9 protein-coding genes are annotated in these 12629 nt (G+C 70.5%); 3 read left to right on the top strand and 6 right to left on the bottom strand.

Annotated elements, in window-relative coordinates; translation table 11 throughout:
* Nucleotides 1-204: 204 nt before the first annotated feature.
* The 6 genes from BLU09_RS34665 to truD all read right to left on the bottom strand — a co-directional run bounded on the left by BLU09_RS34665 (nucleotide 205) and on the right by truD (nucleotide 7578).
* Nucleotides 205-1722, bottom strand: a complete 1518-nt coding sequence (locus BLU09_RS34665; RefSeq protein WP_090495347.1) for an FAD-dependent oxidoreductase — start codon at nucleotides 1720-1722, stop codon at nucleotides 205-207.
* Nucleotides 1719-3065 (bottom strand): 2Fe-2S iron-sulfur cluster-binding protein, encoded by a 1347-nt coding sequence (locus tag BLU09_RS34660; RefSeq protein ID WP_167371222.1) that lies wholly within the window; start codon nucleotides 3063-3065, stop codon nucleotides 1719-1721. Before BLU09_RS34660 ends, BLU09_RS34665 begins: the two co-directional genes overlap by 4 nt.
* 232 nt (nucleotides 3066-3297) lie before the next feature.
* The gene (locus BLU09_RS34655) at nucleotides 3298-4752 is read right to left on the bottom strand and encodes a DUF8173 domain-containing protein (RefSeq protein ID WP_186817927.1); all 1455 of its coding nucleotides are present in this window, start codon (nucleotides 4750-4752) and stop codon (nucleotides 3298-3300) included.
* 7 nt (nucleotides 4753-4759) lie between these two features.
* Complete coding sequence (locus BLU09_RS34650; protein ID WP_090495339.1) at nucleotides 4760-5263, bottom strand: hypothetical protein; 504 nt, start codon at nucleotides 5261-5263, stop codon at nucleotides 4760-4762.
* The gene (locus BLU09_RS34645; protein ID WP_225889004.1) at nucleotides 5260-5829 is read right to left on the bottom strand and encodes an RNA polymerase sigma factor; all 570 of its coding nucleotides are present in this window, start codon (nucleotides 5827-5829) and stop codon (nucleotides 5260-5262) included. Before BLU09_RS34645 ends, BLU09_RS34650 begins: the two co-directional genes overlap by 4 nt.
* A 111-nt stretch (nucleotides 5830-5940) precedes the next feature.
* Complete coding sequence (truD, locus tag BLU09_RS34640; RefSeq protein ID WP_090495333.1) at nucleotides 5941-7578, bottom strand: tRNA pseudouridine(13) synthase TruD; 1638 nt, start codon at nucleotides 7576-7578, stop codon at nucleotides 5941-5943.
* A gap of 70 nt (nucleotides 7579-7648) precedes the next feature.
* Here truD and BLU09_RS34635 point away from each other — a divergent pair, with 70 nt between their 5' ends.
* The 3 genes from BLU09_RS34635 (at nucleotide 7649) to BLU09_RS34625 (ending at nucleotide 12578) form a co-directional block, all read left to right on the top strand.
* Entirely contained in the window at nucleotides 7649-8560 is a 912-nt protein-coding gene (locus BLU09_RS34635) for a hypothetical protein (RefSeq protein WP_090495330.1), read from the top strand.
* A gap of 107 nt (nucleotides 8561-8667) precedes the next feature.
* Nucleotides 8668-10332 (top strand): adenylate/guanylate cyclase domain-containing protein, encoded by a 1665-nt coding sequence (locus tag BLU09_RS34630; protein WP_186817928.1) that lies wholly within the window; start codon nucleotides 8668-8670, stop codon nucleotides 10330-10332.
* The gene (locus BLU09_RS34625; protein WP_090495324.1) at nucleotides 10329-12578 is read left to right on the top strand and encodes a serine/threonine-protein kinase; all 2250 of its coding nucleotides are present in this window, start codon (nucleotides 10329-10331) and stop codon (nucleotides 12576-12578) included. The genes BLU09_RS34630 and BLU09_RS34625 overlap by 4 nt, the downstream gene beginning before the upstream one ends.
* Nucleotides 12579-12629 lie beyond the last annotated feature (51 nt).

Raw genomic sequence — 12629 nt, 5'->3', positions numbered from 1 at the left:
ATGTAAAGGCGCTTCACAACTCCACTGACGGTCGCCAGTGGTTTTCGTGATTTGCGAGATTATCCTGAGCTGGTGCGCTCCGGGTCAATTCGCTCCCCGGCCGTTGTCTCCGGTCAGGACAGGCTCCGGAAAAATACAAGGGCCGCGTCCGGACCCGGTGGAGACGGGGTCCAGGCGCGGCCCGGGAGCGGCGCGGCCAGGGGCTCAGCCGATGACCATGTCCTCGCGCTCCAGCGTTCCGGTGCCGAAGTCACGCGAATGGCCCGCCGCGTCAGAATAGCGCCGGAGGTTGAAGCGGGTGAAGAGCTCGTCGGACTCGCCGGTGGCCATCCACTTCGCCATCCGCTCCGCGACGGCGGGGGCCATCATGAAGCCGTGGCCCACGAAGCCGGACATCTGGAGCAGGTTGTCCAGGCCCGGGGTGCGTCCCAGAATCGGGTTGTTGTCCGGCGTCACGTCGTAGCAACCGGCCCACTGGCGCAGCACCTTGACGTGGCCCACCTCGGGCAGCTGCTCCATCAGCGCCTGCGCGAAGCGCGACACGAAGCGCAGGGTGCTGCCCATGTTGAGGCCCGCGGGCTCCTTGGCGTCGCCCATGCCGCCCACGATTTCGCCGCGCATGGACTGGCTGAAGTACAGCCCGCTGTCGAGCACGGACACCAGCGGCCCCAGGAAGGGCTTCAGCGGCTCGGTGCTGAGGATTTCGTGGCGGTGCGGCTCGTTGGGCAGCTTCACGTCCACCAGCTTCGCCACCTGCGGACTCCAGGCGCCGGCGGCCAGCACCACGGTGTCGCAGGCGATGTCCCCGCGCGTCGTCTTCACCTTGCGCACCTGGCCGCCGCTGGTCTCGAAGCCGGTGACGTCCGTGTACGTCTCCACGCGGACGCCGCGCTTCTGGCAGCCCTGCGCGTAGCCCCACAGGAAGGGCCAGGGGAAGATGACGCCGTCCTCGGGATTGTAGGACGCGATGAGGCAGTCCTTCATCGTGAGCCCGGGGACGATGCCGCGCGCCTCGTCGGGGGTGATGAGCCGGGTGGGGACGCCGAAGCGGTTGTGCAGCGAGACGTTGCGCTCCAGCCGCTGGGCCACCGGCTTCGTCTTCGCCAGGAAGATGTAGCCCCCCTGGCGCAGCCAGACGTTGATGCCCAGCTCGCGCGCGAAGCCCTTCATCAGCTCGATGGAGCGCTTGGCCAGCTCCACCAGCGAGGGCGTGCCCCACTGCATGCGCACGCCACCGCCGTTGCGGCCAGACGCGCCCGCGCACAGGTAGCCGCGCTCCAGCACCACCACGTCCGTCTCACCGGCGCGCGCCAGGTTGTACGCCAGCGCCAGGCCCATGATGCCGCCGCCGATGATGACCACCTTCGCCTTCGCGGGCACCGGGCCCTCCGGGCGCAGCGCGGCGGGGAAGGCGTCCACTTCCTGCGGCAGCCCGCCCACGGGCGGCTGGGACTCGTCCACGGGCGCGGAGGCCATCATCCGCAGCTCGGTGGGGTAGAGCGGCGGGCGCGGCGTGAAGGGCACCACGGCCGCGGGCTTGAGCGCCTTCTCCTTCTCCAGCAGCGCGGCCACCGCCGCCGTGCAGCTCTTGCCCTGGCAGATGCCGGTGCCGAAGCCGGTGTAGCGCTTCACCGACTCCACGTCGCAGAAGCCCCGGGACACCGCGTGACGGATGTCGTCGACGGTGACGTCCTCACAGGAGCAGATCATCGCCTTGCTCATGACAGCCCTCCCACCAGCGCCTGGGCCGCGCGCCGTCCGGCCGCCGCCGCGTCCTTCGCGGTGCCTCCGCCCGTGACGTCACCCGCGGCGTACACGTCCGGCGCCTGGGTGCGCCCGTCCGCGTCCGTCTCCACCACGAAGAGCCCGCGCTTCTCGTCGAAAGGCACCTTCGCGCCGCCCTGCCGCGCCAGCTCGAAGCTGGGGCTGACGGGGACGGACACCAGCACCGCGTCACACGACACCTTCTCGCGTCCGCCGCCCTCGCGCGTGTAGCTGAAGGCGCTCACGCCGCGCAGGCCATGGGCCTTGGGCTCGCTGCCTCGCACCGCCGTGGCATGGGCGCCCGCCGGCGGCGTGTCCCGCAGGTCCACCACCGCCACCACCTTCGTGCCGCGCTCCTGGAGCAGGTTCGCCAGCGCGTGCAGCTCCGCGCCCCAGCCCACCAGGGCCGCGGTCTCCGGCGCCACGTCGTAGCGGCGCAGCAGCAGGCTGGCCGCGCGGCCCGCGTAGACGCCGGGCAAGTCATTGTTCTCGAAGGGGAGCGTGGGCGGATGGCCGCCGGGCGTGAGCAGGAAGCGCTCCGAGTACACCTTCACCAGGCGCGGCGCGTCCGCCTCCCAGGTGCCCACCGCGAGGAAGCGCCCCGCATCGTCGTCATACAGGCCCAGCGCGGTGGCCCGCGTGAGCACGCTGCTGGGGGAGATGCGGTGGATGTCGTCCAGGCTGGGGCCGCCGGCTTCCGGCGCGCCGTTCGCGAGCCGGCCGCCGAGCGCGTCGTCCCGCTCGATGAGGAGGAAGCCCACGTCCCGTTCGGTGAGCACGCGCGCCGCCGCCAGTCCCGCCGCGCCGCCGCCCACCACGGCCACGCGGGTGCGCACCGTGCGCGCGGGCGCCGTCACGGGCGCGGGTGTCTTGGGCAGCAGGCCCAGCCCCGCGAGCTGCCGCGCCACCTTGGCCATCACCTGCTCGGCCACCGGGACGCCGGCGAACATCTCGTGGTGGTCCATGCCCTTGGGGAAGAACCAGTCGATGCTCTCGAAGATGTCCACCTTCGCGGAGGGGTAGGCGTTCTGCCGCTCCAGCTTCATGCCGTCCCGCGCGGGCGTGCGGCACGCGTAGACATTGGGCACGCCGTCCACCCGCATCAGGCAATGCGAGCAGGCCCCGGCGAAGCAGTAGGGGCCTCGCGGCCGGTGGTACTTGATGGAGCGGGCGAGCATGGGCTCACCCGCGGCAATCAGCGAGCACGCCACCGGCTCACCTTCGATGGCGGGGAGGCTCTCGCCCTCGAGGTCCACGGTGATGGCCCGGCCGCGCGGCGGTACGTCGGGAAGGCGTCGCATAGGGTGTGCCAAAATGGCCCACGCGGACCGGGCGGTCAAAGCCTCTGACGGCATGACGCGCCATGCCCAACATGCCTGGCTGATAGGCGCGGTGATGGCGCGCCCGACCTTGGCTAAGGCGCACACCGTAAAACGAGAGGGGACCGTCTCGGGCCGTGTGGCGCCCGGGACAGTCCCCTTGAAGACTTACGTCAGTGCGTGACGCGCCGGGCAAAGCATCCGGCAATCCCTGTCAGACCGGCTGCTCGTTCGAGGGGATGACGGGCTCGGGCATGCCCTGCGGCCGCTGCCCGAAGCGGGTGCGGACCACCGCGCCCAGGGCCATCAGAGCGACCAGCGTGGTGATGAGAGGGCCGACGATGGGGAGCGAGCCCACCACCATCAGCACCAGCAGCCCCAGGGCCAGCACCACCGCCTGCGTCTTCCGGCCGCGGAAGATGGGCAACCGCGTGCCCAGCTCGCTGGCCACCGCCGCGTAGCCGAGCGCCGCCGCCACGGGGGCCGCCATCCACAGCACCAGCGCCACCGGGATGCCGATGATGGTGATGCACAGCACCACCGTGAGGGGAATCATCGCCAGCAGTCCCACGAAGCCGGTGAGCCCCGCCTGCACCGGCTTGCGGCGCACTTCCTCGCCCAACTGCTTCATGCGCGCGGGGAAGAACATCTGTCCCAGGAAGCCGAGCCCGAAGAGCACCGCGAAGGTGAGGATGAAGCCCGCCAGGCCCGCGCCGTCATCGTCGCGGTCCCTCCGGCTCTCGGAGGGGTCCTTGGCTTCCTTCACGCCCTTCTTGATTTCACTGGCCACCATGCGGCCAATGCCCGCGCCGCCGAAGGACTCGATGCTGCCTTCCACCTGGGCGTCGTCGTCGCGCTCCACCGAGCCGCCAAAGGCAGACACGTCGCCCTCCACGTGGGCATCCGGCCCCAGGATGACGTTGCCGCCGAAGGCATGCGCGTCCCCATCCACGCGGCCGTGGACCTCCAGGTTGCCGCCGAAGGCGACCGCGTCATCCTTCACGTGGCCGTGGACCACCAGGTTGCCGCCGTACACCACGGCGCTCTCCACCGTCTGGCCGTCCTTCACCTCCAGGTTCTGTCCGCGCGCCACCACGTTGCGGCTGCCGTTGCGACGCATGTTGCGCCGCACCTCGTCGCGGGCCCGCTTCATCTCCTCCCGGGCGCGCTTCATCTCGCTCCGCGTCTCCTCGGAGAACGCGTTCGGGAGGTCGGGAATCGGAGGGATGGACGGGATGGGAGGAATCGCCATCTCCGGAGGATCGCTGGCCACGGGCGGCGCGACCGATGCGGCGTCGGCGTGGGCTTCGGACTCACCCGATTCGGCGGCGTGCTTCTCCTGCGCCGTCATGGGCCGCAGCGTGAAGATGGTGCCGTCCTGGTCCAGGCGCAGGGAGTACGCCCGGGCCACGGTGCGCAGGGCCTGGTTCGCCGTGACGCCGCGCAGGTGGACCTCGGCGGGCGAGTCCAGGTCGCCGGTGACGACCAGGTTGAGGCCCCCCTTGTCGGCGATGGTCTTGAGGGCGTCGCGCAGGGTGCCGCGGAAGCTGATGTCGATGGTGCTCGCGGCGGGCGCCGTCACGCCGGCCTGGGGCGCCGTGTCCTGGGCAAGCGCCAGGGGGGCGCCGAGCAGCAGCGCGGGGAAGAGGATTCGAGGAAGGAGCTTCATGGTTCGCTCACGCTTCGGAAGGAGTGGGCCCGTTGCCGACAAGCCGCTTGAGACCGTACAGAGACGTCAGCAGGAGGAAGGCGAGAGAGCAGGCCACCGTCAGGCCTGCGGTGGACCACAGCGCGTGGGCGCCACTGAGGACGCCTTCGATGAAGGGGCGCCCCTGCACCAGGACGGAGGCCAGCCCGGTTCCCAGCCGGCCGAGCGCCTGGTCGCTCATCACCAGGTAGCCCAGCCCGCCCAGCATCGACGTCAGCAGGATGGCCAGCCCGGACCAGACCTCGCGGCGCCGGGGCACGGGTTCGGCGGACACGCGCGCCATGACGCTGGCCACCAGGGTGGGCGGGGGGAGGGGATCCGCCAGCCGGTACAGGTCCTGCTCCATCAGCCGGTGCTCTTCCAGGACGGCGGCGCAGGCGGCGCACTCGGCGGCGTGGTCCAGCGCGGGGCCTTCGCCGGCGTCCAGCTCCGTGAAGAGGACTTCGAGGTCCGGGCACAGGTGGGGATTCATCGTGGAGCCTCCTCGGCCGTCATCTTCTTGCGCAGCTTCTCACGGGCCCGGAAGAGCCGGGCCATGATGGTGCCAGGCGCACAGCCCATGATCTGGGCGATCTCCTTCGTCGTGCGCTTCTGGACGTAATAGAGGGCGAGCACCTCCCGGTCCTCCACGGACAGGGTGGCCATGGCCTCCTCCAGCGACTGCCGCTCCTCGCGGGCGATGGCGCCTTCCTCCTGCGACGCCTCGCCGCTGGGGAGCACCTCCTTCATGGGCTCCAGCTCCTCGGTGCGCACCTTGGTGCGGCGGCGGAGCAGGTCCAGGCAGAGGTTGCGGGTGATGGCGAGCACCCACAGGTCGAACGGGCGCGCGTCGTCGTAGCGGTGGAGGTTCTGGTAGGCGCGAAGCAGCGCTTCCTGCGCCACCTCCGCGGCCTCGGCCTCGCTCTGGAGCAGCCGCAGCGCCAGGCCGTAGACCGGGCGCTGCACGCTGCGAACCAAGGCCTCGAAAGCGGACGGGTCACCCCGGCGGGCGGCCTGCACGTCCGCTTTCCAGGGAAGCGGAGGGGCTTCGTCAGCCATCAGCATCCCGATGGCATGGGCGAGCGTCCCGGGAGCGTCGTCGAGGGCAAGAGCGTTCACACCTGGGTCTACGGCGCGCCCGTCCGCCCATTGCATCCGGGAGATACATCTCTATTTCTTCCGTGATTTCGCGGGCTTGGCCTTGGCTGCACGTTTGGCCTCGGTCTCCGCGCGCGCGGCCGAGCGGGCGTCCTTGCGCTGGCGCTGCCGCTCACGGAAGCCCAGCGGCGCGGCGGGCTCCGCGGCCTTGGCAGGCGCGGGGGCCTTGGCGGCCAGGGTGCGGGCGCGGCCCGAGGCGGGCTCCAGGAGCTCCACCTCACGCGGACCGGCGCGGCGGCGGCCCGGAGCGCCAGCGCCCCGGGCATCGCGGCTGCCGGCGGGCGCGCGCGTGTCGCGGTCTCCGGACGAACGGCGGCGGGTGTCCGTGCCCGGAGCGCCACGGCTCGAGGCGCGCGCGCCGTCCGCGTCCCGGCGGGGCGGGCCCCGGCGGCTGGAGGGCTCGTGCGCGGCGGCGGCGGCTTCGGCCTCCGCCAGCTTCGGCCGCTGCGAGGCGCGGATGGTCTCCGCGCTGTCCTCGGCGTACTCGAAGTGGAACAGCCGCTTGATGACCAGGGTGGCGTAGGCGCCAGGCGGCAGGGTGAAGGCGATGTTGACCTTGATGTCGTCGCGGTTGAGCTCGTCCGCCTGCGTGCGGCCCACGACGAGCTTGTGCGGGAACGACAGCAGGGGCCGCTCCTCGTGCTTGAAGTAGAGCCTGCGCTCGGCGCCGGGGACCTGCAGGTCCGACAGCTGGAGCTTCTCGCGGCCCAGCACCCAGCGCACGGCCTCCTCCACCTTCGGGTCGCTGAACGTCGAGTTCGGCGCGAGCAGGGGGAAGGAGGCGTCACGCAGCGTGCGGAGCACCTCCGGGCTGGCTTCGCGGTGGAACAGCAGCGTGCCGGCCTGGTAGCGCATGGGGAAGAGGTGCTCGCGCGGCAGCATCAGCTGGAGGTAGCGCCGCACACCCTCGTTCCAGAGGAAGCTCTGGTAGGTGAAGATCAGCATCGCGCGGTAGTCCGCGTCGATCTGCATGAAGGCGCGCAGGTAGTCACCCGGCTGATCGCGCAGGGACTTGAGGACGCGGTGGTACTTGCGCGTGCCCTCGTAGGGGACGCGGGCGTCCCAGCGGCCCCAGTTCTCCTTCCAGAAGGCCTTGATCTTGGCGTCCTCCGTCCGGTCCAGCTCGGACGGCTTGGCCATGTAGTTGTGCAGCGCGGCCTCGAAGTCGCCCCGGATGAGGTCCTTGGCGATGAAGCCCTGGCCGTGCTTCAGCGAGCCGAAGCGCTGGCTGTCGAAGTAGTTGATGACGCCCAGGCGGTTGACCTCGGCGGCGGCCACGTTGAGGGGCCCCAGCGACTCCGGCTGGAGCGCGCGCACCGTGACGGAGAAGCGGTTGGAGGTGATGTTGGCGGCGGACAGCGGCTTGTCCGTGCGGCCCAGGTACTTCAGCCGCAGGTCGGGCTCCTGCATGTCCACGTCGGCGCCGTCCACCGCGATGATCTGCTCGGTCCGGCCCTGCTTGTCCTTGAGGCCGCAGTAGCTGATGGCGCCGGGCTTGAGCCCGAACGCATCCCGCAGCCGGGTCACGGCGTCGAAGGTGGACAGCTTCTGCTTGTCCATCAGGTAGACGCGGTGACGTCCCGAGTCGACTTCGTCGAAACGGTATGACTCCTTGACGGAGAAGTCCTCGGGCTTTTGTTTGATTCGCACGGCGCCCCCTTACCAGCGCGGCGCCCCGGAATGAAGCATCTGCGCCAGAAAGGGGATAACGTGACTTTTCATGCGAATTCTTCCCCTGTTGATCCTGGCCCTGACTCCGGGGTGTGCCTCCACGCTGTCCACGCAGCAGACGGCCCGGACGCTGGCGCCAGGGCAGGTCCAGGTGACGGGCGGGATGGGGGCCTTCGTCCCGGTGGGGGCCCTGGTCCGGGTGGTGGACGCCGGCATCGAGCAGGGGGAGGCGGCCCGGGACGCGGTGGTGAATGACCGCCCCTACTCGCTGAGCGAGGAGGACCAGCAGGAGCTGCTGACGGCGGGCGTGGCGCTGATGGTGGCCCCGCCGGGCGTCAACCCGGAGCTGATGGTCCGGGTGGGGGTGGTGGACCGGCTGGACGTGGGCCTGCGCTACAGCGGCATCTCCCTGCGCGGGGACCTGAAGTTCCAACTGGCCCACGGCGGAGATGAGGTGGGCCGCTATCTGGAGCTGGGCCAGCGCTCCTTCGACATGGCCCTGGGGGTGGGGGTGTCCAAGCACTTCTTCAGCAGTCCGGCCCTGGACGTGCTGGAGGTGGTGGAGATGAACGACTTCAGCCGCTACGACGTGGAGGTGCCCCTGTACCTCAGCGCGGACTGGGGGGACGTCTTCAAGCTCTACGCGGCGCCCAAGTACATCTACAGCCGCACCCGGCTGGACGCGCGGCTGGTGGACTACTCCCAGCAGGGGAAGCCAGTGTCGGGCTTCGACGCGAGGCTTCCCGCGACGGTGGGCAGCCACTTCGTGGGCTCCACGCTGGGAATCGCCGTGGGCTACCGGTACGTCCACCTCTTCGCCGAGGTGACGGGGGGCTACTTCCGGAGCAGGCCGCAGCTCTTCGGGATGGAGCGGAACCTGGGGGGCGTTACGGTGATGCCTTCGGTGGGCCTGGCCATCCGGGCGGGCGGTTCGGACAGGAAGCCGGCAGCCGGTCGCTGAGGAGCCGTCCCGCCAGGCGGACGCTGCTCGGCCGTGCAGTGGTGATTTCCGAGCGTTCCCCGGTGCCGATGGCCTCTGGTAGTGTCCGGGCCGGTGAGGATTTCCGCGTGAGCCAGTCCCCCGTCCCGTTCGCTCCCAAACCCGGGCAGATTCGCGGCCCCCGACTGACAGGGCGCTTCGCGGATGGCACGCTCGGAGAGTTTCCCCTGGGGCCGGCGACGTCCCTGGGCCGGCATCCGTCCAACACATTGCGGCTGGTGGACCGGGAGGTCTCCAAGGAACACGCGGTCATCGAGCGCGTGGGCAAGGACTTCATCCTCAAGGACCTGGGCTCGTCCAACGGTACCTTCGTGAATGGCCGCCGGGTGAAGGAGCTCAAGCTGCGCGACGGGGATGAAATCTCCCTGGGCGCCTCGCGGCTCATCTTCCACAGCGGCGAGCCGGTGGCGCAGGCCACCGCGCCCACCGCGCCGGGCGTGACGGTGGTGGCGCAGTCCATCTCCATGCCGGCGTTCCTGGCCCAGATGGACCAGGTGCCGCAGAACTTCCGGCCCGCCGAGCAGGTGTCGGACGTGGAGGCGCTGCGCCGCGACTACGAGAAGCTGCGCATCGCCCATGAGTTCCACCGCCAGGTGAGCCTGCAGGGCAGCCAGACGGGGCTCTTCGAGCAGATCCTCAAGGTGGCCTTCCAACTGCTGGCCGCGGACCACGGCGTCATCCTGAAGGTGGCCGCGGACGGCGAGTTCATCCCGTCGGCGGTGCACCACCGCTCCGACAAGGCCGTCAACGTCATGCTGTCCGACACCGTGCTCAAGCGCGTGGTGGAGACGGGCAAGGCGGTGCTGACGGCGGACGCCATCATCGACGAGCGCTTCTCCGCGGCGGAGAGCATCGTCGCGCAGGGCATCCGGTCCGCCATGGCGGTGCCGCTGAAGGTGAACGGGAAGATTCAGGCGGTGCTCTTCCTGGACAGCCGGCAGCAGATCAACGCCTTCTCGGAGAAGGACCTGACCATCCTCTCCGGCATCGCCTCGCAGGCGAGCATCGCGCTGGAGAACGCGGTGCTGGCCGAGCAGATCCGCGCCGAGGCCGTGACGCGCGCGGAGCTCAGCCGCTTCCTGTCCAAGGCCGTCGCCGACGCGGTGATCGCCGGTGAGACGGAGGACCTGGCGCAGAGCCGGCTGGCGGAGGTGAGCTGCCTCTTCGCGGACATCCGCGGGTTCACCACCATCTCGGAGAACGATTCTCCGCAAGAGGTGGTAGACATGCTCAACGCATTCTTCACCGCCATGGCCGGGGTGGTGTTCCGCCACGAGGGGAACCTGGACAAGTTCATTGGGGACTGTGTCATGGCCGTCTGGGGGCCGCCGCTGTCGCACCCGGACGATGCCGCCCGCGCGCTTCGGGCCGCCTTGGAGATGCAGGACGCCGTGCATGAGCTGAACCGCCGCCGCGTGGCCGCGGGCAAGCAGCCCATCGAGGTCGGCATCGGGGTGAACACCGGGCAGGCCGTTGTCGGCTACATGGGCAGCGCCGAGCGCCACGAGTTCACCGCCATTGGCGACACGGTGAACACGGCTTCGCGCCTGTGTGGCATGGCGAAGAGCGGTGAGGTGCTGGCCTCCGAGTCCACGGTGCGCAGGGCGGGCGCCGGCTTCGACGTGGAGGGGCTGCCGGCCCTCCAGGTGAAGGGCAAGGAGAAGGCCGTGCCGACCTACCGCGTCCACGGGCTGGAATACACCACCGCCGCTTCCACCTCTCGCCGCGCATGAGCCCGACGACGCAGGCCTGCCCCAACTGCGGCCATCCACACGACATCCGCGTCTACGTGAGCGGCCAGCGTGTCCAGTGCCGCTGCGGCATCCGGTTCGAGGCCCGCCGGGGTGACGTGGCCGCCGAGGTGGCGCGCAACACGATGGTGCCCACGGGCAGCGGCATCCAGGAGCAGCGCCCTCCGGCCCATGGGACCTCCGGCGTGGTGACCGTGGTTCCTCACGCGGAGCCGGAGCCGGAGCCGGGCATCGACATCTCCCTTTCGCGTGCTCCGGAGTCCGTGCGCTCCGCGCCTCCCGGCGGCGTGAACGGGCTGCCAGGCGTGGCGGCGCCAGGGACCAGCGGTGTGGCCCTGCCTTCCAGCAACGGCGCTTCGGACGCGTCAGTGGACCAGACCTTGGTGCGCTCGTCCGCGAAGACGGGCTCGGACACTGCGCACTCGGCGCTGAACGCGCACGAGGACAGCACCTTCGTGGGCACGGGCAAGGTGGACCTGCCGGGCTTGGAGCTGCTGGAGCTGCTCGGGCGCGGCGGCATGGGCGAGGTGTGGCTCGCGCGGCAGCAGTCGCTGGGGCGCACGGTGGCGGTGAAGCTGTTGCCGCCGCGGCTGGCGAAGGACCCGGAGTTCGTCACGCGCTTCGAGAAGGAAGCCACGGCGCTGGCGGCGCTCAACCACCCGCACATCATCCAGATCATCGACCGGGGCGTCGCGGGCGAGCACTACTACTTCGTCATGGAGTATGTGGAAGGCCGCTCGCTGCGCGAGGCGATGTCGGCCGGGCTCGCGCCGGAGAAGGGCATCAAGCTCCTCCTGGCGGTGGCGCGCGCCATCGAGTGCGCGCACGACAAGGGCATCATCCACCGCGACCTGAAGCCGGAGAACATCCTGCTGGACGGGCGGGGGCACGTGAAGGTGGCGGACTTCGGCCTCGCGGGCATCCGCGCGCCGGACTCGCGCCTGCAGCTCACCGCGACGTCGGTGGCCATGGGCACGCTGAACTACATGGCTCCCGAGCAGCGCCGGGACGCGAAGAACGTGGACGGGCGCGCGGACCTCTTCTCGCTGGGCGTCATCCTCTACGAGGTGCTCACCGGGGAGCTGCCGCTGGGCCGCTTCAAGCTGCCCTCCTCGAAGGTGCCGGGCCTGGACCCGCGCGTGGACCCGGTGGTGGACCGCCTGTTGGAGCAGGACCCGGCCGCGCGCTACGAGAAGGCCAGCGAGCTGTGCGCCGCGCTGGAGGCGATGATTTCCACCAGCTCCGCGCCGGGCATCCCGCAGAGCGACCTGGACGGGCGCATGGTGCCCGCGGCCGCGCGGTCGGTACGGCCGGGGCGGCAGACCGGGCTGTCGCGTCAGCTCCGTTCGGGCTGGCGGCGCGTGCGCGGTGGCCTGTCGGTGGTGGGTGGGCTGGCGCTGCTGGGCTTCGCGGTCCGGTGGTTCGTGGGGCCGGTGAGCCTCCACCTGGGCGACGACCGGCGCGTCATCATCGGCACGAAGGGTATCCAGGTGAAGCCTGGCAACCGGGTGCTGCCGCCGAACACCTACGGCGAGGTCTTCTCATCGCTCTCCTTCGCGGCGCCCGCCAAGGCCGGGGGCACTTCGCGCCTGGAGCTGGGCTTCAACGAGGGCAACGAGGAGGTCAACGTCCACAGTGGCCAATGGCGGCTGGTGGATGGGGAGCTCCAGGCCTTGCAGGCGGGCAAGGAGACCAACGGGCGGCGGCTGATTCCGCGCGCGTACATCGCGCAGCGCTACTTCTCGTCCAACGATTTCACGGCCGAAGTGCTGATGGACGTAACGCAGCTGGGGCCGGAGTACGCGCTGGAAGCGGATGCGCAGCACTATGGCGAGCTGGCGTTCCGCATCAGGGACTTGCAGGTCTCCGCGTTCGCCATTCCGGAAGTGGGCATGCGGCTGTCGTGGCGCTACTTCATGCCGGACGGGCGCGAGGTGGTGGGGAACAGCGCGCAGGACACGGAGGCGCTCGTCGAGGACGAGATGCCGCTGCCGGCCCACGGCCCCTACCAGGTGCGACTGCAGATGCGCCGGAACAGCTCGGGCGTGCTGGTGGAGGCGTTCCTCAACAACGAGCGCTTCGCCCGCAAGCTGCTGGTGGGCCTGGAGGACCGCGTGGGCAAGGTGGCCCTGGGCTGCCGCAACCTGTCCTGCTCGTTCGATGACTTGAAGGTCCGGGGACACCTGATGCCCCGGCCCGTCCGCCGCGTCGCCGCCAGCCCCGAGTAGCCCGCGCGGCAGGCGAAGGCTTGCGCGGACGCCGCCCCATCCCCACCTTGC

This window comes from Myxococcus virescens, assembly GCF_900101905.1.
In the GTDB taxonomy this organism is placed as follows: Bacteria; Myxococcota; Myxococcia; order Myxococcales; family Myxococcaceae; genus Myxococcus; species Myxococcus virescens.
Note: the sequence above shows the minus strand (reverse complement) of the source record. Positions and strands in the feature narration are given on the sequence as shown.